At 61.8% G+C, this 22,481-nt stretch carries 21 protein-coding genes; 12 read left to right on the forward strand and 9 right to left on the reverse strand.

What is annotated here, in order from left to right; genetic code table 11:
- Window positions 1–199: 199 nt before the first annotated feature.
- Window positions 200–1,285 carry a TerC family protein gene (locus C7T36_RS11760; protein WP_045065552.1) on the reverse strand — a complete coding sequence of 362 codons (1,086 nt, stop codon included), beginning with the start codon at window positions 1,283–1,285 and terminating at the stop codon, window positions 200–202.
- Window positions 1,286–1,522: 237 nt separating this feature from the next.
- Between C7T36_RS11760 and C7T36_RS11765 the strand changes: the two genes are divergently transcribed.
- Window positions 1,523–1,870 (forward strand): hypothetical protein, encoded by a 348-nt coding sequence (locus C7T36_RS11765; protein WP_045066763.1) that lies wholly within the window; start codon window positions 1,523–1,525, stop codon window positions 1,868–1,870.
- Window positions 1,871–1,876: 6 nt separating this feature from the next.
- Here C7T36_RS11765 and C7T36_RS11770 read toward each other — a convergent pair whose 3' ends face one another.
- From C7T36_RS11770 to C7T36_RS11780, 3 genes are all read right to left on the reverse strand, one after another.
- A complete protein-coding gene (locus tag C7T36_RS11770) occupies window positions 1,877–3,088 on the reverse strand; it encodes a CdaR family transcriptional regulator (RefSeq protein WP_045065554.1) in 1,212 nt (403 codons plus the stop codon).
- 26 nt (window positions 3,089–3,114) lie between these two features.
- On the reverse strand, window positions 3,115–4,668 hold the full coding sequence (locus C7T36_RS11775; RefSeq protein ID WP_045065557.1) for an acetyl-CoA hydrolase/transferase family protein: 1,554 nt from the start codon (window positions 4,666–4,668) through the stop codon (window positions 3,115–3,117).
- A gap of 206 nt (window positions 4,669–4,874) precedes the next feature.
- Window positions 4,875–6,584, reverse strand: coding sequence for a pentapeptide repeat-containing protein (locus tag C7T36_RS11780; protein ID WP_052683399.1), 1,710 nt, complete (start codon window positions 6,582–6,584; stop codon window positions 4,875–4,877).
- A 273-nt stretch (window positions 6,585–6,857) separates the two neighbouring features.
- Here C7T36_RS11780 and C7T36_RS11785 point away from each other — a divergent pair, with 273 nt between their 5' ends.
- Window positions 6,858–7,511 (forward strand): nucleoside/nucleotide kinase family protein, encoded by a 654-nt coding sequence (locus C7T36_RS11785; protein WP_045066765.1) that lies wholly within the window; start codon window positions 6,858–6,860, stop codon window positions 7,509–7,511.
- Between the two features lie 50 nt (window positions 7,512–7,561).
- Here the strand turns inward: C7T36_RS11785 and C7T36_RS11790 are convergent, their stop codons facing one another.
- From C7T36_RS11790 to C7T36_RS11800, 3 genes are read right to left on the reverse strand one after another with little or no spacing between them, the layout of a single operon-like run.
- Complete coding sequence (locus C7T36_RS11790; RefSeq protein ID WP_239654643.1) at window positions 7,562–7,780, reverse strand: cupin domain-containing protein; 219 nt, start codon at window positions 7,778–7,780, stop codon at window positions 7,562–7,564.
- On the reverse strand, window positions 7,746–9,395 hold the full coding sequence (locus C7T36_RS11795; protein ID WP_239654644.1) for a N,N-dimethylformamidase beta subunit family domain-containing protein: 1,650 nt from the start codon (window positions 9,393–9,395) through the stop codon (window positions 7,746–7,748). The genes C7T36_RS11790 and C7T36_RS11795 overlap by 35 nt, the downstream gene beginning before the upstream one ends.
- Entirely contained in the window at window positions 9,392–9,853 is a 462-nt protein-coding gene (locus C7T36_RS11800; RefSeq protein ID WP_179300776.1) for a hypothetical protein, read from the reverse strand. The genes C7T36_RS11795 and C7T36_RS11800 overlap by 4 nt, the downstream gene beginning before the upstream one ends.
- A 258-nt stretch (window positions 9,854–10,111) precedes the next feature.
- Here C7T36_RS11800 and C7T36_RS11805 point away from each other — a divergent pair, with 258 nt between their 5' ends.
- The 3 genes from C7T36_RS11805 (at window position 10,112) to C7T36_RS11815 (ending at window position 12,819) form a co-directional block, all read left to right on the forward strand.
- A complete protein-coding gene (locus C7T36_RS11805; RefSeq protein ID WP_045065562.1) occupies window positions 10,112–11,158 on the forward strand; it encodes a LacI family DNA-binding transcriptional regulator in 1,047 nt (348 codons plus the stop codon).
- A gap of 124 nt (window positions 11,159–11,282) precedes the next feature.
- Window positions 11,283–12,116, forward strand: a complete 834-nt coding sequence (locus C7T36_RS11810) for a S9 family peptidase (protein WP_239654645.1) — start codon at window positions 11,283–11,285, stop codon at window positions 12,114–12,116.
- Between the two features lie 337 nt (window positions 12,117–12,453).
- Window positions 12,454–12,819 (forward strand): ANTAR domain-containing protein, encoded by a 366-nt coding sequence (locus C7T36_RS11815; RefSeq protein WP_045066768.1) that lies wholly within the window; start codon window positions 12,454–12,456, stop codon window positions 12,817–12,819.
- Window positions 12,820–12,905: 86 nt separating this feature from the next.
- Here the strand turns inward: C7T36_RS11815 and C7T36_RS11820 are convergent, their stop codons facing one another.
- Window positions 12,906–14,240, reverse strand: a complete 1,335-nt coding sequence (locus tag C7T36_RS11820) for an MFS transporter (RefSeq protein ID WP_045065567.1) — start codon at window positions 14,238–14,240, stop codon at window positions 12,906–12,908.
- A complete protein-coding gene (locus C7T36_RS11825; protein ID WP_045065569.1) occupies window positions 14,240–15,955 on the reverse strand; it encodes an amidohydrolase in 1,716 nt (571 codons plus the stop codon). Before C7T36_RS11825 ends, C7T36_RS11820 begins: the two co-directional genes overlap by 1 nt.
- 224 nt (window positions 15,956–16,179) lie before the next feature.
- On the opposite strand from C7T36_RS11825, the gene C7T36_RS11830 reads away from it, so the two are divergent.
- The 7 genes from C7T36_RS11830 to C7T36_RS11865 all read left to right on the forward strand — a co-directional run bounded on the left by C7T36_RS11830 (window position 16,180) and on the right by C7T36_RS11865 (window position 22,481).
- Window positions 16,180–17,082 carry an Lrp/AsnC family transcriptional regulator gene (locus C7T36_RS11830; RefSeq protein WP_045065572.1) on the forward strand — a complete coding sequence of 301 codons (903 nt, stop codon included), beginning with the start codon at window positions 16,180–16,182 and terminating at the stop codon, window positions 17,080–17,082.
- A gap of 79 nt (window positions 17,083–17,161) precedes the next feature.
- Complete coding sequence (locus tag C7T36_RS11835; protein ID WP_045065573.1) at window positions 17,162–17,818, forward strand: FadR/GntR family transcriptional regulator; 657 nt, start codon at window positions 17,162–17,164, stop codon at window positions 17,816–17,818.
- A complete protein-coding gene (locus tag C7T36_RS11840) occupies window positions 17,815–18,618 on the forward strand; it encodes a class I SAM-dependent methyltransferase (protein WP_045065574.1) in 804 nt (267 codons plus the stop codon). The genes C7T36_RS11835 and C7T36_RS11840 overlap by 4 nt, the downstream gene beginning before the upstream one ends.
- A gap of 125 nt (window positions 18,619–18,743) precedes the next feature.
- Complete coding sequence (locus C7T36_RS11845) at window positions 18,744–19,226, forward strand: acyl-CoA thioesterase (RefSeq protein WP_033233880.1); 483 nt, start codon at window positions 18,744–18,746, stop codon at window positions 19,224–19,226.
- A gap of 358 nt (window positions 19,227–19,584) precedes the next feature.
- Window positions 19,585–19,908, forward strand: a complete 324-nt coding sequence (locus C7T36_RS11855; protein ID WP_033233691.1) for a DUF6292 family protein — start codon at window positions 19,585–19,587, stop codon at window positions 19,906–19,908.
- 80 nt (window positions 19,909–19,988) lie between these two features.
- Window positions 19,989–21,410 carry a DUF2252 domain-containing protein gene (locus C7T36_RS11860; protein WP_033233692.1) on the forward strand — a complete coding sequence of 474 codons (1,422 nt, stop codon included), beginning with the start codon at window positions 19,989–19,991 and terminating at the stop codon, window positions 21,408–21,410.
- A 60-nt stretch (window positions 21,411–21,470) separates the two neighbouring features.
- Window positions 21,471–22,481 carry a low specificity L-threonine aldolase gene (locus tag C7T36_RS11865; protein ID WP_045065576.1) on the forward strand — a complete coding sequence of 337 codons (1,011 nt, stop codon included), beginning with the start codon at window positions 21,471–21,473 and terminating at the stop codon, window positions 22,479–22,481.

Here is a 22,481-nt window from a genome sequence, read left to right on the forward strand (position 1 = left end):
ACGCCGACTTCCTCACCGAATGGACTGATTTCTCTATTGTGCTAACAGCTAAAGCCGCAATCGCAGTTCGGATACACCACGGATAAATGCTGTTCCGCCTCAGGTCACTCCACAAACAAATTCCCTGGACCCTGAGGTCGGGCAGAGAAAGGGAGACCGCAGACAGTGCGGTCTCCCTTTCATTCTCGGTCAGTCGGTATCAGCTCCTACTACGGGCATCCACCTTGTCGTCATCGTCGTCCCGCTCGCCGGCTGCGAGCTCGATGCCGGAATCCCGGGCGCCGGCATCACCGCTCGCCTTCTCGAGCTCGACCGGTGTGTCACCTGACACGACCTCTTCTGCATCAGGCTTTTCCGGCAACGGCTTCTTGAGGCTCAAGATGATCGAGCCTGCCAGCACCACGATGATCACGGCGAGGCTTACCAGTGACGGAATCTCGGGGATGGATGTGCTGATCACCTTGTGACCGGCCTGCATGATCAGCTTCACGCCGATGAAGGCGAGGATGATCGACAGTCCCTTGGACAGGTAGTGGAACTTCTCGAGTAGTCCCGAGAGCAGGAAGTACAGGGCACGCAGACCCAGGATCGCAAAAGCGTTGCTGGAGTACACGATGAACGGGTCGTCGCTCACTGCCAGAACTGCCGGGACACTGTCGACGGCAAACACGAGGTCGGCCGCTTCGATGGCTACGACAACCGCGAACAGCGGTGTTGCGATGCGCTTTCCGGCTTCCTTCACGAAGAACTTGGTGCCAGCGTACTCGTCCTGAACCGGCATGATCTTGCGCAACATGCGAACCGCGAACGACGTACCGGGGTCGAAGCTTTCGTCCTCGTCCTTGAGGAGTTTGTAAGCGCTGTAGAGCAGGATCGCGGCAAACACGAACAGCACCGCCGTGAACTTACTGACGATCGCGACACCAGCGGCGAGGAAGATACCGCGGAAGATCAGGGCGCCGATGACACCGAAGAACAGCACGCGGTGCTGGTACTCACGCGGCACCTTGAAGTAACCGAAGATCAGGGCGAAAACAAACAGGTTGTCAACGGAGAGGCTCTTCTCCAGCAGCCAGGCCGTGGTGAATTCGACACCTGAGTCCACCCCCAAGGTCACGGTGACAACCACCGCGAACACCAGCGACAAACCGACCCAGAGTGCACTCCACCTGGCGGCTTCCTTGAATCCGATGACGTGCGCGCCGCGGTGGGCAAGCAGGTCGATCAGCAGCATGATGACGATAACGGCGGCAAACGCGGCCCATGCCCACACGGGAACCGTCATCGCCGATCACCTACCCGACTGCCACGGTTAACTTCAGTCACGGGATTCTCCTTTGCCTGGAAGACGATTACTTCGATCACGACGGCCGTTTCACCGTCTTCACCAGTTTTCCTTGCCGACTTCAAACCATCACGGTCTATTTGTCGACGACTTTTCCTGCTGAAATTGCCGGATTACGGCAATCTTGGGGCGATTATGCATGTCGGCAATCTGTCCGAGTGTTCTAGCCTGGCAAGCATGAGCACCTCGTTGTACTACTCCGCCGTTCGCCCTGAACCGTTGTCGGCCGACGAGAGGACGGAAATCGACCGTCTGATCGCCGTGCACAACGACGAGTTCCCCTTCGACGCCGAAGTCCTCGACTTGTACGACTCGGATATCCCGAACACGGTCCTGAACGGGTCCACCAAGATCTCGAACGACGAAACGGAAATCATCCCGTCCCTCGTGTACTGGTTCAACGCACTGACTGAACTCAGGCGCGCCTTGCCGAACGCGCAGTGGGATGTCTCGCTCGACGACACGCCCGTCGACTGGGACGACGAATCAGGCTATTCGCTACCCGGGTTGCCCGACATCAGCTGAGAGCAATCAGGTGAGCGGAGTTCGGGGCCAATCGAGAAGCTTGGCCCCGAGCACCGCCGCGTGCAGAGCAAAACCGTCGCCGGGATCATTCACGTTCTGGCCGGTGAGTTCGCGAATGCGATCCAACCGGTAGGTCACCGCCCGTACCGACAGGTGCAGATCCCGGGCCGTCTTTGCCGTGTTCCCTCCCGCCGCGAAGTAGGCGAGCAGCGTCTCCACCATCGGCTCTGCTCCCCCACGTGCTTCGAGCAGCGGCGTGAGGAGAGTCTGAATCAGGTCGGTGACCGCCGGCCTGTCGTTGACCAGCACGCGATAGACCAGCAGATCCCGCGCGTCGATTACCGGCGACTCGAGCGACAACCGCTGTGCGAGATCGAGTGCGTCGAGCGCTTCGCGGTACGACGCCACCACACCGGCGGCCGTTGTACGCGGTCGTCCGACCGCAATCTGCCAGGCCACGTCCATGGCGCGTCGTTGCAACTGAACGCGTCCGGCGCCATCGGCCCCGGATTCGAGAGCCAACCGAATTCCGCGAAGCACATGGTCGATTGCATCTCGATCCGGCGCCGCAAACACGATGACGAGTTTGCCGCTCTTGCTGGCGACCAGCGCGTCGGCATCACCTTTACTGCCGAGCACTGCACGCTCGACAGCGCCGACCAGAGGATTGTCGTCGGTGAATTCACGCGCAGCGGTCACGACTGCCACCGAATGCGGTCCGGACAAATGCAACCCGAAACTCGAAGCGCGAGCGAGCAATCCGACAACATCGGCGCCACCGGTCAACAAATCGTCCACAAATTCGCGGCGCGCGGATACTTGCGAACGCACGAGAGAGCGCTGCGCCAGCTGAAACCCCTCCGTCAGTTCCGCGACGGCGTCGTCGACAGCCCGGAGCATCACCTCGCCCGCTGCCACTACCGCGTTCGGATCCGATTGCGCTGCAATGACAGCGGGAAGCTCACGCCACAGACGCCAGGCAGACGAGAGGTACAGATCCAGCAACGCCCGTAAGGCAACGCCTTGCTCGGCCGCGTCCTCGCCACGGCCCCGGAATCGGTGAAGTTGCCTCCGCTGCAGCGGCTTACCGTCACAGACGGCTGAACTGATCACATCGAGGAAATCGCCGAGAAGTTCGATCGGCAATCCACCGGCGTCGTCTGCTCCCGCTACTGCAACCCGTCGAAGCACATCTGCGGGTACACCGGTTCCGTTCACTCCCGCATTCTCTCACTGCGCGGGTGTCAGGACAGATGCATCGAGCCCGTATCGATGTAGCGCTGATGGAACGAGAAAGCCTCACCCAGGATGTGCGGAGTCTGACCCGCGCCCGGCTGCGCGTCGGCGCGGGTGACATAGTCATGCAGCAGCGGACGGAATTCGGGGTGCGCACACTTGTCGATGATCAGGCGGGCACGACGTCGCGGCGACAGGCCACGCAGATCAGCCAGGCCTTGCTCCGTGACAAGCACCTGGGTGTCGTGTTCGGTGTGGTCGACGTGCGGCACCATCGGGACGATCGCAGAAATCGCGCCACCTCGAGCTGTCGACGGGCTCAGGAACATCGAGACGTAGCCGTTGCGCGTGAAGTCGCCGGAACCGCCGATTCCGTTCATGATCTTCGTGCCCATGACGTGGGTCGAGTTCACGTTGCCGTAGATATCGGCCTCGAGCATGCCGTTCATCGCGATGACGCCGAGCCGGCGGATCACCTCGGGATGGTTGCTGATCTCCTGCGGACGTAACGTGATGTGTTCGCGGTAGAAATCGACGTTCGCGGTCAGTTCTTCGATGCCTTCTTCGGTGAGCGCCAAGGCGGTCGACGACGCGTGTGCGACGGTTCCGTCCTTGATCAGCTTGAGCATCCCGTCCTGGATGACCTCGGAGTAGCAGGTCAGGCCGCGATACGGCCCCCGATCGAGACCGCCGAGCACCGCGTTTGCGACATTGCCGATGCCCGCCTGCAGCGGAAGCAAGTTATCCGCCGGCATCCGTCCAGCACGCACCTCGAAGTCGAAGAATTCCAGGACGTGGCCGGCGATCGCCTCACTGACGGCGTCGGGTGCAGACAGGGGGCTCGCACTGTCGCGGCAGTTGGTCTCGACGACGGCAACTACCTTGGCGGGGTCCACTCGGAATGTCGTCTGACCGATCCGGTCCTCGACACGAATGATCTCGAGCGGCTTGCGGTGAGGAGGGAGGGCAGTGCCGTAGTACACGTCATGCATGCCTTCCATAGCCTCGGGCACCCACGAATTGACCTCGAGAATGACTCTGTCGGCAACATCAAGCCAGGTTTTGTTGTTGCCGATCGATGCGGCGGGGATGAGCTCACCCGACGCGGTGATTCCGGCGACCTCGACAACTGCCACGTCGACCTTGCCGTAGTAGCCCTCCCAGACCTGCTGGGCAACGTGCGAGAGGTGAATGTCGACGTAGTCCATCCGGCCGTCGTTGATCCGCTTACGGGCTGTCGCCTCGGACTGATACGGCATGCGCAACGCGATGCCGTCGACCTCGGCGAGTAGGCGCTCGGTCTCGGTGGAGACCGAGGCGCCGGTCAGGAGGTTGATCGTGAAGTTCGACCCCTCCCCGCGGGTGTGGTGAATCCGCTCCGCCAGGGCAGGAACGATGACCTTGGGTGTGCCGGCGCTGGCAAAACCGCTGATCGCGACGGTATCGCCGGGGTGAATGAACTTCACCGCTTCCGCTGCGGACATCACTTTGGAAGCAAAAGCTGTGCTGCGAATACGTCCGGGGGCCGTTGTGTGCCCGGGCTCACCCAATGAGGAAGTCACGCCAACAGGATAAACACAGCCTGCCAAGGTCAAATATTCGGATTACCGAGACAGATTTGATTCAACGTGATATGGCCGCGATCGATAGTCGACGCGGCCCGTACCCACAGTCCCCGAAACCACGTTGCCCTCCGACCCCACGAAAGAGTTGACGGACAACGTCGTTGAGCATGTGCGCACCGATCGAGTGCGTTCGGCCGGGAAGGTCAGCTACCGAAGATCGAGCCGAGGGATCCGGTGACGGGTGGGTCGACGACCGGTGTCGTAGTGACGGTGAAGGTACCTGTACCTGTTGTCAGGACGTCGCCGCTCACGCTGGTGACGGTGCAGGTGACGGAGGTGGCCCCGACCGGAAACACGGTTCCGGAGGCGGGAGTGCAGGTGCCGAAAGTCAGCCCGGTGGGCATCGCGGGAACCGCCCAAGTTGCGGGGGCGCCGTCATTGGATGTGGCGGGGACGGTGATGTCGGACGGTAGTGCCGATGTACCGGTCAGGTTCGCACCTGTCAGGGTCACCCCGGTGAGGTTCGCGCCGGTGAGGTCTGCGCCGGTCAGATCCGCGTGGTAGAGGTCCGCGCCGGTCAGGTTCGTGCCCGCGAGATCCGTTCCGGTCAGGTTTGCGCCGGTCAGGTTGACGCCGGTGAGGTCCGTTCCGGCGAGGTTTTTTCCGGAGCAGTCGGTGGAGTTGCCGGCGGTGGGGTTGGCGACGTAGTTCCCGCACGCGCCGGCGATGATCTGGGCCGGGGTTTGCGTTGCGGCGGTGATGGTTCCGTTGACCTGCAACGTGGCCGGGGTTCCGACGCCGTTGTCGGCGGTGATGGTGAAGTTGATCGGTCCGGGGGCGGTAGGTGCTCCGGTCAGGACACCGGCGGAGGTCAGGGTGAGGCCGTCGGGAAGGGCCCCGACGGTGACGGTGATCTGCGGGGCGGGTGTTCCGGTGGCGGTGAAGGTATGTGGGAGTTCGGTGCCCACAGTCCCCGACAACGTGACGGGCGCGGAGGCGGCGAACCCGGGAGCTGCGGTATACGGGTTGACGGTGACCGTAACGGTCCCCGAACCGGACGCAAGGGTGTTTCCGGCGGTGCACGTGACGGTTGTAGTTCCGACGGGGAAGGTGGTCGGGGTGCCGATCGAGACCGCAATATCGGTCGGTCGGGTGCATTCGCCGAGCCCCACTCCCCGAACGCCCAGGGGTGAGGGAATTGTGACGGCAGCATCGGCAGGTGACGAGGCGGTCACCTGAACATCCGAGGGTATTGCTCTCGTTCCGGTCAGGTTCGCGCCGTACAGATACGAAAGGCTCAGGTCTGCGTCGGTCAGGTCCGCGTCAGTCAGGTTCGCGTGGACCATCGTGGCGGAGTACAGATACACCTCGGTCAGGTTCGCTCTGGTCAGATCGGCCTCCCACACATTTGCGCCGTACATGTTCGCGCCGGTCAGGTTCGCGTCGGTCAGGGTTCCGTAGCTCATGAAAGTGTTGCTCAAGGATGCGTCGATCAGGATCGCGCGGGTCAGGTTCACACCCGTCATTTGCGCGTCGCTCACGTCCGCGCCGGTCAGATCCGCGTCGGTCAGGTTGGCCTGCTCCAGTGTCGCGTAGCTCAAGTCCGCGGCGGTCAGGATTGCGTTTGTCAGTGTCGCACCGGCCAGGTCCGCGCCGATCAGGTTCGCGCCGGCCAGGTTCGCCTTCTGTAGGTTCGCGCCGGCGCAGTCGGACACTATGCCTTCAACAGGATCGGGGTTCGGGACATAGCGGACGCATGCACGGTTGAGGGTTTCAGCGACTGTTTCGGCGGCAGCGAAGCCGGCACCAGCAGTCACGAGCGAGGCCGTTGCGAGAACAACACCACCGAACGCAGCGACAATGCGACCGCAACGAGGACGAGTCCGCCCAGAGCGAGAATTGAGAATCGTCATCTATCGGCCTTCACACTCTGGGTCTCCGCACCGTGCGGCATGGCACCACAGCAGTAACCACCTGGAAAACGTAACGGATATCAGGGCATGAAACACCCAAAAAGAGTGGCCACTTTAGGCCTCGGGTACTAAGTGGCCGGAAACGCCCAACCGAGGGGCGAGTTCAGATAACCAGTCGAAGATCATCCGCCGTTGGACAATGGGCCGAAGCGCAATCAAAGGCATCGTGCAGCCGTCTTCTGAAACCGACATCCCGACCGAATGGAGCAACACATGAGGACCTCACCGCCGACCGTCTCGCTGACGCTCGACCAGCTTGCCTCACGCGCTGCTTCACTGATTGCCGACAACCGTCGGTACGTCCTCGGCATCACGGGAGCACCTGGAGCCGGAAAATCGACGGCATCCCAGACCATCGCGCGAAAGCTGGGTACTCGATGCGCCATCGTCGAGATGGACGGCTTCCATCTCGCCAATCGGGAACTCGACAGGCTGGGCAGACGCGACCGAAAGGGTGCCCCCGACACTTTCGACGCTGACGGCTATGCGGCGCTACTACGTCGACTTCGAATGCAGGACAGCACGATCTACGCGCCGATCTTCGATCGCGAGATCGACGAATCCATCGGCAGCGCGGTGCCTGTCGACCCGGAGACTCCGCTGATTGTCACAGAAGGCAACTACCTTCTCTTCGAGACCGGAGCCTGGCCCGACGTCCGCGCGTCACTCGACGCCGTGTGGTATCTCGACGTTCCGGAAGAAACTCGCACGGAAAGACTGGTGACACGACACAGCCGCTTCGGAAGGAGTTCCGAAGCGGCTGCGGCGTGGGTACACGAGGTGGATCAACCGAATGCCGTTGCTGTCGAGGCAGTTCGGGTGCGGGCGGACCTGATTGTCAGGATCGAGCCGTCAGAGAGCCCGTGATGGGAGCTTTGGCCTTAGATCGCCATAACGCCCATGCGACGAGGCAACGCTCATGAACGCGCTCCAGGAACAGCGACGAAGTACTTCTGGGACGGTTCGACGTTCTCCCACGTGCCGCCAAACGACTTCGGCACAAATGCGTCACCAGAAGCGAATTCGCGATGGTGTCGGTCGAGATCGACAAGTGCCACGCGGCCGCTGACCATGTTGCTTACTTCGTCGTACGGGTAGGGATCACAGTTGACCGGGGCCGAATGTTCGAATGTCATCGACTCTCGTGTCAGTTTCCCCCGCGTTGAAGCTCGAGATTTGTGCAGCAAATAGATTCAGTACATTTGAGGTGATCTTCTCGGTGAACGGATCGTGGTGAATCAGTCCATTCACCCATTCGGTAGAACCAGCGTTGAACACCGTTCCGAAACCTCGCTGGTGGCACGCGATCATTCCCGATCCGTATTCGAGATCACGAAGGTGCTCGGGCGGCTCACTCCCGTAGAAGCATTCGATAATGCCCCGCACCTCGGCAAAAGGTGCACCGATGGGAACCGCGCCGTTCCAATTGTCCCGTGAACCCGATACCGCCGGCGCCATCGCGATGATTTGCAGATCCTCGGGAGCACCGTCAACCCCGGTGGCGGAGGGCTGCCCCTTCGTGAACGTGTAATCCACTCCATCCATCTCGAATCCGGCCACACAGATCGGGGCGATCCCGAAGTTGTCGCCGTAATACAGGTCGGTTCCGTTCAGTGCCCAATGGTCCGGCCGGTACACCGTGAACCCGCCGGAGGACCGGGGAGTCGTTGCGCCATAACGGTTGTAGACACCAGCCATACCGGTCAAACCCATCGTCCACGCTCCCGGTCGGGCAACTTCGGGCGAATCCCATGCCGTTGTCACCCGCGTCGGATCAACCTCACGCATCGGATCATCGAACGGATTCTTGTAACAGACCTGTGCATCGCCCTCGATGCGGACCTGCCAGAGGAAGTTGCCGCCAAATCGCGCCAAACCTCCTCCGCCGTCAACGAACTCGTCGATTCGGTCGCGCATTTCCCATGACCAGTACTCATCGTGACCGACGACTACCGCACACGAATATCCCTGCAGTGCTGAAGGATCTTCGTGTAGATCATGCTGGGTTATGTGATGCACGCGGAAACCTTGCTCTTCCGCCCACACCGTGAACGGCCGTTCGTACGTCGCCCAAAAAGCATCGGCGTGATGACGCGAATAGCCGTTCACCCAGGCCCACTCGTAGGGTGGGTGTCTCGGAACCCAGCCCACTCCGGGAGTATCGGTGTGAATATTGCGCGCTGCACCTTCAGGTTTACGCAGCATTCCTCGCGCGATGGGGCGTTGCGTCGAGGAAATCGGTGTCGGCACGTCGCCGGAACCGTCCGGAACACCGCGGTAGTGATTGGCCCCGCCCCAGTCGTTGTAAGCCAACATCGTGCTCGTCGTGTGAATGAGAACCAGGTCGGCCAGCGCGGCGTCCCGCGAACGGACGATGAAAAAGCCTTCACGCTCGACGACGATGCCTTCGTGACGCATCCGTACGAGAATCAAATACATTCCCGAGGACCAATTCGAGGCGACTGTGAACGCGAGGGACTCAGACCATCCGCAGCCGACTGCATAGGCGTCCGCGGGCGTCGCCTGCTGCTTTCCGGGCAGACCGATGTACTTGACGATGCTATGGGGCCGTGCGCCGTCTCGCACGATCTCGAGGTCGTATTGGTCTGCGGTGGTGTGGACTCGAAGGGAGACGGTCTCGCCGGCGAAGTACGAGAACTTGTCTGCGTACACCCAGATCTCCGGCTCTCCCGAAAGCAATCCCGGCCGTTCGACCAAACCGCCTGGGACCGACCATGGGTGTTCGCTCATACCGACAGCACTTCGATCGAGTGGTTACGGACCCCCAGGCGCCGAAGAGCCCCCACCACGAATGCAGCGAGCAGTGGTGTTGCGAACCACAGATTATGAACAGTGGACAAGCCCGCCATAGTGCCCATGCCAAGTGCCAGGCGGACCTTCTCGCTGATGTCCACTCGGCTATATCCCACGGCCGTGACCAGAACGGCAACCATCAGCGCGCCTGTAGAAATCGGTATCGAGATATCGAAAAGGTTGTCGAGCGTGGACGACGTGAAAATACCGCAGGCGACAACAAAACCGATCTGGCCACCGAGATCGCCGACATAGGCCACTACCGAAGATCCCGCGCCGAACCCCTCCGCGATGTAGGCGCTGTTGGTAGTGCCCGAGCAAAGGTCATGAGGAGCTCGAGGCGGATGCGTGGCGGGACTTGTACCCGTTGGCCGCAGGTCGGTTTTGTCGGTCATGCAATGACTCCGTGCGTTATCGCAATATGCGCTTGGCTGAAACGAGTGCGTCGGGTTCATCCGAATTGGTTCGACGTTGTGCCGACGTTCCACGAGCGTGCCGAATCGTTTCTTCAGTGTCAATAGCTGTGATGAAACGATTCTGCACTCGAATGTCACTAGACGACCGTCCACTAGGCTTGCCTTCTTTTGCCTTGCCGAAACGATTGGGCGTTAACCTGTAGTAGAAACCGACCAGGGAGTAAGGAAACCAGCCCGATGATCACGCCGAACGTCCCGACGCTTCGCGATGTCGCGGCTGCTGCCGGCGTCGCGGTGTCGACAGTCTCCTACGCACTCAATGGCAAGGGCCGAGTCGACGGGACGACCCGGGCGCGCGTTCAAGAGGTGGCCGACCGCCTGGGTTACCGGGCAAATCGCTCGGCACAGAATCTTCGGACCGGCCGGACTGCCACCCTCGGACTGATGCTCCCCACTCGGGACGAGTTGTCATCGTCCGAGTACCTCAACTTCGACTGGTACGGCCGCGTGGCTACCGCCGCCACTCAGGCCGCGTTTCATGCGGATCACTCACTCCTGCTACTGCCGTCGATGAAAGACCCGAACGGGCTGCGGCGCATCGAGATGGACGGTGCTCTCGTCGTCGACCCGATGACGCACGACCCTCGCGTCGATATATTGAACAAGCTCGGAATCCCTACTGTCGCAGTGGGCCCGGGAAGTCGCGAACAGTTCGGATGGACCATCTCACCGAATCTCTTCGCCACGACCGAAACGCTCCTGGACCACCTCACTGAGAAGGGCGCGACAGACATCCTCGTCCTCAATCCCGGAATGGATTCGGCGTGGAACCGCGCGACAACCACCGCTTACCGCGAGTGGTGCCGCACCCACAGCGTGACACCCAGAGCGACGGATGAACTTGCAACGTTCGAAGGTGTCGATACCGTCGAAAAACTCGTCGCCGCTGCGTATTCGACGACTCACGAAGCACTGACATCCGAGAATCCACCGGACGCGATCCTTTCGTTCATCCTCGGCTGCGCTCCTGCTGCTGCACGAGCGGCGCTCGATCTCGGTCTGTCAATTCCTGGAAGCATCTTGATCGCCCAGAACAGCGACGAACCCGCTCTACTGATCTCCGATCCCCCGATCACCGCCGTCGACTTCTTCCCCGAAGAACAGGCAGCATTTGCAGTGGATGCACTGCTAGCCCTGATCAACGGCGACGAACCGCGCAACCAGGGCCACACTCGGGGCGAACTTCGCGTCAGAGTCAGCACGGACCGAACCGTAGGCACCTGAAATTCACTTGTCGTAGATAGACTCCTATTTACGACAATCTCCCCAGCGTGACGAGAGGAATCCGGCCATCGCGCACCGCTCCGCCAACCGGCTGCTTCGGTATGTCGCGGTTGCGCTGGTCTGCTTGTTCACCCTGGTTATTTCCGTTTCCAGCGCGGCGGGCACCGATCGATCCGTAGCCCCCGTACGCATTTCCTATGCCGCCGACACGGACACGTTCGGGGATTTGTATCTACCCCCCGGCGACGGAGATTCACTACCAGTGGTTGTCCTCATTCACGGTGGCGGATGGGCCCAGAAAAGTAACCTCGACTACGCAGGCGCGTGGGCTCGATCGTTGACGCCCTACGGAATTGCCGTGTGGAACATCGAGTATCGGCGCGTGGGCGGGCACGGCGGATGGCCGACCACTCTCTCGGACACCGTCACGGCAACAAACGCCTTGGCCGACTCTGTGCAGGAAAAGGCTTCCGGAAGACTGGATCTGGGCCGCGTGCACGTAGCCGGCTACTCGGCGGGCGGCCAACTCGCCGCCTGGGCAGCGTCGCGACCTAGCCAAGGTATCGACGCGCCCGACCCTGCTCTCACAGTATCCATTCGATCAGCCACCGTTATGGCCGGTGTCTTCGACATGGAACTCGCGGCCACAGCCGGCAAGGATCGATTTGTTCGAAATCTTCTGGGCGGCATGCCGTCCGACTACCCGGATCGATACCGTGTTGCCTCGCCGATCGAACATCTTCCCATCGGCATCCCGGTCACAGCACTGCACGGGCAAGCTGACCGGGTGGTCTCGATCGAGCAGAGCCGACGCTATGCCGACGCCGCCCGCGCGGCCGGTGATCGCGTCGACCTGATCGAACTTCCCGGCGTCGGCCACGGCGAATTCACCAACACCGAATCCGCAGCCTGGGCTACCACCAAGCAAGCGATAATCGATCACATAAATACCCCTTGAGCAGGTGAAACCACCTACTGCGAGCATGATCGCCCGGAAAAGGATTAGCTGAAACCGACACTATGACGTACGGTGGGGTTATCAGAGGGCAGCCGTCAGTCAGGCAGCCGGTCGCTTCGCCCGGAACGACAGTTCCAAAACTCGTTCCAGGGGCAAGACTTCCAGTTCGGTGCAAATCCGCGCCTTTGATCACTACGCACTTTCATCAGTCCCGCAGATTGTTGACCAGGCCGAAGACTCCGACGGAGTCCGCCGCCAATCGCGTACCGACTGCACCAGTATCAACATGCGCTACACACCGCACGGGTCCAAAACCCATGTGGTTCAAAGGAATACCTTGTACAACACCATGATTCACCCCGACAACACGAACAACCAGACGAACAGTGTTCCGACAAACGGACTACGGATCCCGACCAATTCGGGCCGTCTCCGCGAACGGGCTCTCGAAATTGTCTGCACGCTCTACCGCTGCAGCACCGACGAAGCTGCTGACCTGCTGGTACGACATTCTCAGACCAACAACCTCAAGGTCACCAGCCTGATCAAGGCGCTTGTCGCCTTGATCGACGAAGACACGTCCGGCACCGGCTATGGCAACAACAATGCGCTGGCGTCTCACTTCTGGCTTCGCGAGATCAGGAATCTCAGCCAGGCCCACCGACGCAGCGATCACTTTCATCGCCATCTCGTCGGCGCCTGACCTGCTCTGAACGACAACTGACCTGAAACGACAACTGGGGCAGTACACGGAAATCGTGTACTGCCCCAGCCTCGTGTTTGCAGTTGTCAGGCGGAAGCCGATTCCTTGTTCAGGCCCTGCCGCACACCGTCGGTGTCGGTCGCCTCGTCCACGTGCTGCGGAGCGAAGAGCAGGCAGACGATGCTCAGGATGCACATGCCGATCAGCAGTGCGATGACCGGCCAGATGCTGCCGGTTGCCTTGTACATCAGCGTCGACACCAGCGGAGACAACCCGCCGAAGATCGCGCCTGCACCCTGGTACGCCAACGAGATGCTCGTGTAGCGCGCCTGCGGCTTGAACATCTGCGACAGAACGGCGGCAATCGGACCATACGTGGCAGCGAGCACCAGTCGCATGACCGCAAACGTCAGGAAGATCAGGAAGACGGATCCGGACTTCAGCACCAAGAACTGCGGCGCGGCGAGTATCGCGACCGCAGCGAGACCCCAGATGACCACGCGGACGCGCCCCACCTTGTCGCCGAGCCACGCCACGCCCAGGGTCGCGATCAACTCGACCACCGCGGCGACACTGAGCGCGTTGAGAATCAGCGTCTCCGACAAGCCGACGTCGGGGTCGGTCGCGTATGCCGTGATGAAGGTCGTCACGAGGTAGTAGCCGCCGACTGCGACCGGCAGAATGCCGATGCCCAGGATGATCGGACGCCAGTTGGTCACCAGTGCGTACTTGAGCGGCAGCATCTCCGGGACGTCCGCGGACTTCACCTCGGACTCGAAGACCGGGGACTCCTCGACCTTGAGGCGAACCAACAAGCCGACGAGGATCAGCAGCGCCGAGCACAGGAACGGCAGACGCCAGGCCCACTCGCGCAGCGCGTCGTCGCCGAAGGTGGAGAGAATGCTGAAGAACCCGGTGGCCAGAAGGGCGCCGGCCGGGTTGCCCAGCTGAGCGAATCCGCCGTAGAAAGTCTTCTTGTCCTCGGGAGCATGCTCGACGGCCATCAGGACCGCGCCACCCCATTCACCGCCGACGGCGAAGCCCTGGACGAAGCGGAGCAGAACCAGCAGCAACGGCGCCCAGAACCCGATCGACGCGTAAGTGGGCAACATGCCGATGAGGAAGGTGCCTGCACCCATCAGCGTCAGTGTGACGACAAGTGCGGTGCGCCTGCCCATCTTGTCACCGACATGTCCGAACACGATTCCGCCGAGCGGGCGAGCGAAGAATCCGACGGCGTACGTCGCGAACGCCGCCGCAACGCCGGTCAGGCGATCGGTTCCGGGCGGGAAGAAGATGTCACCGAAGACCAGGGCGGCTGCCGTGGCATATACGTAGAAGTCGTACCACTCGATGGTTGTACCGACGAAGGCTGCAAATCCCGCCTTGCGGGCCTTCACGATCTGTTGCTCTCGGTTCATTACTTTTCCTCGGTGGTCGAAGTGCTCGACAATAGGTGGTTATGACCTGAATGTGCGAGTTCGCCGTCGATCCAGGTCTCCCGCACCTCGATCTGCGCAATCGCGTCGGCCGGAACCTCGAGGGGGTCCGCGCCCAGAATGACGAAGTCGGCCCGCTTGCCGACCGAGATGCTGCCAAGTTCTGCTTCACGGCCCAGCGCACGTGCACCGTTGAGCGTGTGAGCCTGCAGTGCCTGGTCGGCGGTGATGCGGAGTGCATCGGAGCCGAGCTGATGGCCTTGACGCGTCACACGAGTGACGGCTGCTTGAATTGCCTCGAGCGGCTTGGGCTCTGCGACCGGGGCGTCGGAGCTGATGGTCACGGGAACCTCGGCAGCGATGAACTCCCCGAGCGGGTTGAACCGCTCACCCGGAGTGCCGATCGCAGCGGTGACGCCCTCGCCCCAGTTGTAGTAGTGCTGCGGCTGGTTCACCGGGTACACACCGGCCAGGTTCATCCGGGCGATCTGCTCGGCCGTCGGGAGCCCGCAGTGCTCGATGCGGTGACGCGCGTCGGCGTCGGGGTGAGCCTTCTGCGCAGCTTCGATGGCGTCGAGCACCATGTCGATGGCCGTCGGTGACTGAGCGTGCGTGGCAGTCTGCAGACCCACGGAGTGCGCCTTGGCAATCAGCTCCGAGTAGTCCGCCGGCTCATGGTAGAGCTGCCCGGTGCGGCACGGGTCGCCCACGTAGCCGTCGGGGAAGTATGCGGTCCAGCCGCCGAGAGTGCCGTCGGCGTAGAACTTGATGCCGCCGAACGCGAGCCGCGAATTGCCGAAGGCGCCATGCATTCCCGTGTCGATGACGTGATCGAGGAGATGACTGAGCATGTACATGCTGACGCGGGTCTTGAGCTGATCCTGCTCGGCCAGACGCAGGTACATGTCGAATTCACGACGCGTCACCTGGCAGTCGCCGATGGTGGTGACGCCGCCGGCCAGGAACTTGTCCTGAGCGACCGACAGCTGGCGAAGGTGCTCTTCCGGCTCGTCCTCGAGATGGAAGTTGGGTCCGTGATGGCCGACCTTCACACCGTTGACACCGGTGAGGATGTTGCACGCGGCGTCGGACAGCTCGCCCGTCAACTCGCCGTCTGCATCTCGGAAGAATTCGCCACCGGCCGGGTTCTCAGTGCTCGCATCGATGCCGTGCTTGTCGAAAGTGAAGGAGTTGACGACGCCGCCGTGACCGCTCGCGTTCATGAGGTAGACCTCGCGATCGGTGGCCACCTGATCGAGCTCTTCCTTGAGCGGATGGCGCCCTTCGATCAGGTTGCGGTGCTCATAGCCGTATCCGCGAATCGGGACACCCTCAGGAGCTGTGAGTGCCGCTTCCTGAAGCAGGGCAATGATTCCGGGAATCGAGTGCGCCTTCTCCGGTCCGCAGTCCACCCAGCTGAGCATCTGTCCGTACATCAACGGGTGTGCGTGCGGATCGACGAATCCGGGGACGACGGTGGCGCCGTCGAGTTCGACCACCGCGGTCGTGCGAGTGCTCAGGCGTCGCGCCTCCGTGCGGCATTCCTCGAGTGTCCCCACCGCGGCAAAGCGGTTTCCGAACACCAGGAACGCTTCGGCTCCCGCCGTGCTGTCGTCAACGGTGTGGATCTTGGCGCCGGTGAAGATCGTGGCGGTGGCGTCGAGCGGCGAGGCTTCGTGCGTGTGCAACTTGCGCATGGTGGTCCTTCGTCGAGATGGTGGTGCAGGTCACTGCGTGTTGAGCGAAAACTACGCCCTGACCTGGAGCTATGCAATGCATCAAAGTTTCACACCAGGTGGTACACAACTTTTTTGTACAAGTTTTCGTGCATTTCTGCACTTATCCACATCATCTATGCCCACATGCGACTGTTCTAATAGGAAGCTCATACAGAAAAATCTCTGGAAAAGTTGGGGCATCCATGACAGTCGATCTCGATTCCAAGCTCATAGCTGCTCTTCAACGCAATGGGCGAGCGACGTACCGCGAACTGTCCGTGGCGGTCGATGCCCCACGCGCGGCAGTGTCCACCAGGGTGCAGGCACTACTCGACTCGGGAACGGTGTCCGTGGTTGCCGTCGCACACCCCGAACTTCTCGGCCTGAAGGCACTCGCACACGTGTCGATCGCCGTGTCCGGACCGATGACCCCGGTACTGGACGCGTTGATCGAATCCGAGGCTGCCGTGTACATCTCGGCAGTCAGCGGGCAGTACAACGTGATCGCGGAACTTCGGGTGCCCAGCCACGACGATCTGTACCGCGCCATCGCCGAACTCCGCTCACAGCGTGGCGTCAGATCCGTGAGCACGCTGGTCTACGTCGACGTCATCAAGGGAATCTTCATGCCCGAGACCGCTTTACAAGCCGACATCCGACTCGATTCGACGGACGTCGCCTTGATCGAACTGCTCGAGCGCAACGGTCGCATGCCATTTCTCGAGCTGGCCGAACACACCGGCCTGTCGCCGAGCGCTGTGCGCAATCGCGTCAATCATCTGATCTCGAGCACGGCACTGCGCGTCGGTGCCGTCGTCAAGCGGCGAGGTGGTGGCCGGTCGCTGGCGATGGGCATCGGCGTCAATCTCGGCTCACGGGACGACAACGCGGTATCGGAGATCGAGTCGCTCCCGGGAATCGAATTCCTCGCGCGGACTCTGGGACGGTACGACGTGATCGCTACGGTCGCCGCCAACTCGTCCAACGACCTCCATGCCTTGTCCGAGCGAATCCGGGGCATCGACGGTGTCAGCGGCTTGGAATCGTGGGCGCATCTCGAGGTTTTCAAGGAGCACTACGCGCGCAGCCTGGACGTACGCGGATAGTTCACAAGTCATTGACCCACTCGTGAGCGCACGCTAACCTCGGACAAAGTCATTGACCCACTTACCCGAGGTGGCACACATGTCCGATTCCGGACGCAAGGTAGACATCGTCGCCGCGGCGATCGAGGAGGCGATATCGACCGGTCGATGGCCCGTCGGATCAAAACTCCCGCCGGAGACCGCACTGGTCGAGGAATTGGGAGTCGCCCGAAACACCATGCGCGAAGCGGTACGGGCGCTTGCACACGCCGGAGTTCTGTCCGTTCGTCATGGCGGCGGCGTCTACGTCCTGGCGGCGTCGCCGGTGGAAGGATTACTCGGGCGCAGGCTCGCCAGAGGTGACGTTCTCGACGTACTGCGCTTGCGACGCGGACTCGAGGTCGAAGCCGCGCGACTTGCAGCGAAGCGCCATACCCCCGAAGATCTCGCGCGGATACATGCAGCCTGGAATGCCCACCCCGGTCACGTCGGCGGCTTCACTGTCGAAGCCGGCATGGCCCTGCACCTTTCGATCGTCGAGGCGTCCCACAATTCCGCACTGATCGACGTCTACCGGGGAGTCCTTGCCGCCGTGACGGATTCGCTGTCCGCAGTCAGTGTCGGTCCAGGTTTCCACGTCGACGAGCACCGACCCTTGATCGCGGCCATCGAGAAACGCAACCCCGACGAAGCAGCGCGCGCGGCGGGCGCAGCGCTCGATACGGTCATCGACGCAGTCGAAAGGAGTTTGTCGTGAAACAGGGAAACTGGAATGGTACGACGTATTCGCCTCTTGCCGAGCAACTCTCACCGGCATCGACGGAGGCACTGCGCTCGATCGGGCATGTGAGCACGGTGTACGACGTCTGCGCCGGAACCGGGAACTTTGCGCTCCCGGCGGCTCAGTCAGGCATGACGGTCCACGCACTCGACCTCTCCGCCAGCCAGCTCGAGGTCGCACGCGAACGCTGGATTCCCCACCCCGGCACTACCCAACCCACCTTCACGATCGGCGATGCGCAGTCTTTACCCTGGCCGAATTCGAGTGCCGACGCCTGCGTCAGCATCTTCGGGATCATCTTCTGCCCCGACCCCTCGATTGCCCTCGCAGAGATGATGCGGGTGACCCGGCCAGGCGGAAAGATCTGTTTCGCAACGTGGTCGGCGAACGGGTGGGCAGCAGCACTTCGCACCGAGGCAGCTTCTGCGTGGGACGGCATCGCACCACTGCCGACGACGTGGTCGAGCTCGAGCGAATTCGAGAAGGCGGCAGCCGGATTGGAGTCGGTGAGCTCGGCCTCCCACCTGCTCGAGTGGGAACTACCAGCCGGATCGGATCCCGTCGAGGAACTGTGCGACCAGGCACCGGCGTTGAAGAACTTTCGCGAGGCCGTTCGAAGCACAGGGAATTGGGCTTCGATGTCAGCGCACCTCCGCTCGACGCTCGCGCCCTATCTCAGGTCGAGCGCGGCCGGCCCCGTCGCCACCAGCGAATACATCCTCCACATTGGCACTGTCCCGAACTCCGATACCGCGCTCTTCCGAACGCGCGGGTAACCCTCTTTGCCGGATACGGTCTCTTCACCGTCCACCGACTCCAAGAGGCCCACTCGATGTCTGAATCGATCTCCCTGCCTGAATCCAAGCAAGCACCGCAGCATACGGCAAAACAAACCCTGTCCATGACCGTCCTCATGACGCCGGACATGTCCAACTTCTCGGGCAACGTGCACGGCGGAACGATTCTGAAGTTTCTCGACCAGGTTGCATACGCGTGCGCGAGTCGATACGCCCAGACGTACGTCGTGACCCTGTCCGTGGATCGTGTGGTGTTCCGCGAACCGGTGCATGTCGGAGAACTCGTCACGTTCAGCGCTTCCGTCAATTACACCGGGCGCACGTCGATGGAAATCGGAATACGAGTCGAAACCGAAGACATTCTTCTCGGAAAATCTCGACACACCAATAGTTGCTATTTCACGATGGTGGCAATGGGCAGCGACGGAAAACCAGCTGAAGTACCCCAACTCCGACCAACCGGAACAATTGCGAGGCAACGATTCGAGGCGGGCCGTAGGCGCCGTGAGCTGCGCAGAGAGAACGAACTTCGTGAACGGTCCATACGAGCCGCAGTTCGGGACCTAACGCCCGAACATGACGACTGAGCTTCTCGACAACCGTCACCGACCCCGTAGGTAACGGGTTCGCACTCATCGGCGACGCTGGTGAAGACGACAACACACGGCCCCGATTCACAGCGGAACGTAACCGCTACTTTGACTCAATACCGCAGTGCCAGAGCGGGTATGACGATCCACATCGACTATATGGGCGGGTACGCGGGCGGCCGAAAGCACACCGTCTTCTCATTTCCGCGGCCACCCACGACAACGGCGAAGCCCAAAAAAACATCTCGGGCATCGCCTGCGTCGTAAATCTGTGGCCGGGACGTAATCTGCACGGCGTTTCTTCGGCGGCACCAAGGGGGAACCCTCCGATCACCACCGAGCCGGAGGAGCGAGCATGCGTGCACACACCGCCATTCCGAGCGAATCCACTTGTCAAAGGTACGTAGTCGCGGTCGCCGCCTCCGCCTTTGCCGAATCGGTCATCTGGTTCGACGGTCCGGCGTTCGACGCGGTACTTGTGCTTGGCAACGAGATTCCGCAGCACAGCGGCCACCGCGCCGTACTCGCGTGGAACCACTACTTCGGGTGGGCGCTCGGTGTGGAGGACATGCCGGATGCGTCGTTCACCGTCGTCGAGTGCCTCGGCATCGGGAGAATGCCCGATCCGGACCTGTGCGCCGACCGCGTTGTCGAGTTGATTGCCCAGGCGAGTAGTTAACGAACTCGTCGCGCGGTACTAATTCCAGCGGGCATAAGATCGAGCGCGAGTTTCGCACGCCCGACGAAAGAGAGCCCGACATGGACCCGCTGAGTAGGCCTGCCGGTCAGTTGGCTCTCGAAAACGAACCGGACGGCAGGGCGACCCTGCGCGCGCGTCAAACCCCTCGCAGTGAGCGGCGCAAGATCGGAAAGAGTCTACGTAAACGAGTGGCACGGTCGTCACTTGGCGATTGGACGCCACCACCGAACCGACGTGACCCGGTCGATCAGGTCAACACTGCCCACGAGGGAAGACTCGACTGGTTGGTACCGATTCGTGTGGGGCGCATGGTCGCTTCACCGTACGGATTCCTCCGCGGCACTGCCGGACTGATGGCCGAGGACATGGCGGCGCTCCCGGCCACCGGCATCACACCGGTCATCTGCGGTGACGCCCACGTCGGAAACTTCGGGTTCTACGGATCCCCGGAACGCGAACTTGTCATAGACCTCAACGATTTCGACGAAGCACATCCAGGCCCGTGGGAATGGGACCTGCGTAGGTTGGCTGCGAGCATCTGGGTGGCCGGTCGACAAAACGGCCTCACCGAATCTCAATGCGAAACAGCGACGACCTCGTGTGTGTCCGCGTATCGCCTCCACCTGGGAAAGCTGTCCGAGCGGCCACTCTTCGATCGTTCTTTCGACCGAGTCGATTTCGACGGACTGACCGACCACGTCACCGATCCAGGCTTGCTCGCCGAGATCCAACGCGCAGCGGAACGCGCCCGCCGACGTACCAGCGATCACGCGGTTCCCCGATTCACCGTCGAGGATCACGGACGACGACAACTACTCGAGAACCCGCCGCTCACAACACGACTCACCCCACAGGACACCGACTTCCTCTTGGAAGGTCTCGACGAATATCTCGAAACCCTTGCACCGCACTGGCGTCGAGTGGTCTCGGGATACAACGTCATCGACGTGGCGCACCGGGTCGTCGGCGTCGGAAGTGTCGCCCTACGAGCCTATGTCGCCCTGTGTGAAGGGAGCATCCCGGACGACGTCATATTCCTGCAGCTCAAACAGGCTCGCCGATCCGTTGTTGCGCCGTTCGTGCACGGCGACTCGGCCTGGCACGATCACCAAGGACGACGTGTCGCGGAATACCAGCAGGCCCTCCAGACAGTCAGCGATCCACTGCTCGGTTGGTGCACCGTCGACGACCGCCAGTACTACGTCCGCCAGTTCCGGAACATGAAAGGTTCAGTGGACCTGAACAATATCGACGCAGCAGCGCTGACCGACTATGTCGCGATCTGCGGTCGCCTACTGGCGAAGGGACACGCCCGAACCAGTGGCGCGTCACTGATTTCCGGCTATCTGGGAACCTCGGACACGGTCGATACTGCCCTCACCCGATTCGCTCGGCTCTACGCCGATCAAACCGAACGTGACCACGACGCTCTGTGCCGGGCGGTATCCGCCGGTACGATCGCCGCGGAGCCGGGAATCTGATCCCTCACGTCCGACTCACGGCAGTTTGACGCCGGATCACGCGACTTGATCGAATGAACCATGACTTCGTCGTACATCGACCTACGCTCGGACACCGTCACCAAACCTGACGCAGAGATGCGAAGGGCAATGGCCGACGCAGAGGTCGGTGACGACGTCCTCGATCACGACCCGACCATGGCGGCGCTCGAGGAAGAAGTGGCACACACTCTCGGTTTTCCGGCGGCTCTGTGGGTACCGAGCGGATCGATGGGCAACCTGATTGCGCTGATGCTGCACCTCCGCCGTGGTGATCAGTTCCTGGCACCGGAGCACTCCCACGTCCTGGGGTCCGAGTTGGGCACCGCTGCCTGGCTCGCCCAGGGCATGCCGGTGGCGCTGCCGCACGACGGAGGGCCCGGACGGCCCAGGCCCGAGACGGTTCTGAAGGCCGCAGGCTCCCCCGGTCCGTATTTCACGTTGAACACCACGTTGCTCTGTCTCGAGAACACCCACAACTTCGCCGGCGGCGCCGTCATGAATCCGGCCGAGTGGACAACGCTGGTCGACGCGGCCCGATCACGCGGCTTGAAGATTCACCTCGACGGTGCACGCCTCTGGAATGCCGCTGCTGCACTGGATGTTTCGCCCACCGAACTGACTTCCGGCGCCGACACCGTCCAGGTATGCCTGAGCAAGGGACTGGGCGCGCCGGTCGGCTCGATACTGGCCGCGTCACCCGAACTGATCACCGAGGCCCGAAGGATTCGCAAGATGCTCGGCGGCGGCATTCGTCAGGGCGGCGTGCTTGCCGCGGCCGGCATCGTGGCCTTGCGCTCGCAGGCCCGACTGTCCGACGATCACGACAATGCGCAGCGCCTCGCGTCGGGGCTTCGTGAGCGCGGTTGGGCTGTCGACGAACCCGCCACCAACATCGTTCTCGCCGCCACAGCCGATCCATCGGCCACCGTTGCTCAGCTGGCCGCTGTCGACGTCGGTGCGGTCACCGTCGCCGGGAAGGTTCGGTTCGTGACACATCGAGACGTGAGCACTGCCGCCATCGACGAGGTTCTGTCCCGAGTAACCTCCTGA

Source organism: Rhodococcus sp. AD45-ID (assembly GCF_003023755.1).
GTDB classification, from domain to species: Bacteria; Actinomycetota; Actinomycetes; order Mycobacteriales; family Mycobacteriaceae; genus Rhodococcus_F; species Rhodococcus_F globerula.

Coding starts and splice junctions, on each gene's coding strand:
- C7T36_RS11805 (WP_045065562.1), top strand. CDS start 10,112: ATGATCACGCCGAACGTCCCGACGCTTCGCGATGTCGCGGCTGCTGCC.
- C7T36_RS11845 (WP_033233880.1), top strand. CDS start 18,744: ATGACCGTCCTCATGACGCCGGACATGTCCAACTTCTCGGGCAACGTG.
- C7T36_RS11825 (WP_045065569.1), bottom strand. CDS start 15,955: ATGCGCAAGTTGCACACGCACGAAGCCTCGCCGCTCGACGCCACCGCC.
- C7T36_RS11865 (WP_045065576.1), top strand. CDS start 21,471: ATGACTTCGTCGTACATCGACCTACGCTCGGACACCGTCACCAAACCT.
- C7T36_RS11830 (WP_045065572.1), top strand. CDS start 16,180: ATGACAGTCGATCTCGATTCCAAGCTCATAGCTGCTCTTCAACGCAAT.
- C7T36_RS11855 (WP_033233691.1), top strand. CDS start 19,585: ATGCGTGCACACACCGCCATTCCGAGCGAATCCACTTGTCAAAGGTAC.
- C7T36_RS11760 (WP_045065552.1), bottom strand. CDS start 1,285: ATGACGGTTCCCGTGTGGGCATGGGCCGCGTTTGCCGCCGTTATCGTC.
- C7T36_RS11790 (WP_239654643.1), bottom strand. CDS start 7,780: ATGACATTCGAACATTCGGCCCCGGTCAACTGTGATCCCTACCCGTAC.
- C7T36_RS11795 (WP_239654644.1), bottom strand. CDS start 9,395: ATGAGCGAACACCCATGGTCGGTCCCAGGCGGTTTGGTCGAACGGCCG.
- C7T36_RS11780 (WP_052683399.1), bottom strand. CDS start 6,584: ATGACGATTCTCAATTCTCGCTCTGGGCGGACTCGTCCTCGTTGCGGT.
- C7T36_RS11820 (WP_045065567.1), bottom strand. CDS start 14,240: ATGAACCGAGAGCAACAGATCGTGAAGGCCCGCAAGGCGGGATTTGCA.
- C7T36_RS11835 (WP_045065573.1), top strand. CDS start 17,162: ATGTCCGATTCCGGACGCAAGGTAGACATCGTCGCCGCGGCGATCGAG.
- C7T36_RS11800 (WP_179300776.1), bottom strand. CDS start 9,853: ATGACCGACAAAACCGACCTGCGGCCAACGGGTACAAGTCCCGCCACG.
- C7T36_RS11765 (WP_045066763.1), top strand. CDS start 1,523: ATGAGCACCTCGTTGTACTACTCCGCCGTTCGCCCTGAACCGTTGTCG.
- C7T36_RS11860 (WP_033233692.1), top strand. CDS start 19,989: ATGGACCCGCTGAGTAGGCCTGCCGGTCAGTTGGCTCTCGAAAACGAA.
- C7T36_RS11785 (WP_045066765.1), top strand. CDS start 6,858: ATGAGGACCTCACCGCCGACCGTCTCGCTGACGCTCGACCAGCTTGCC.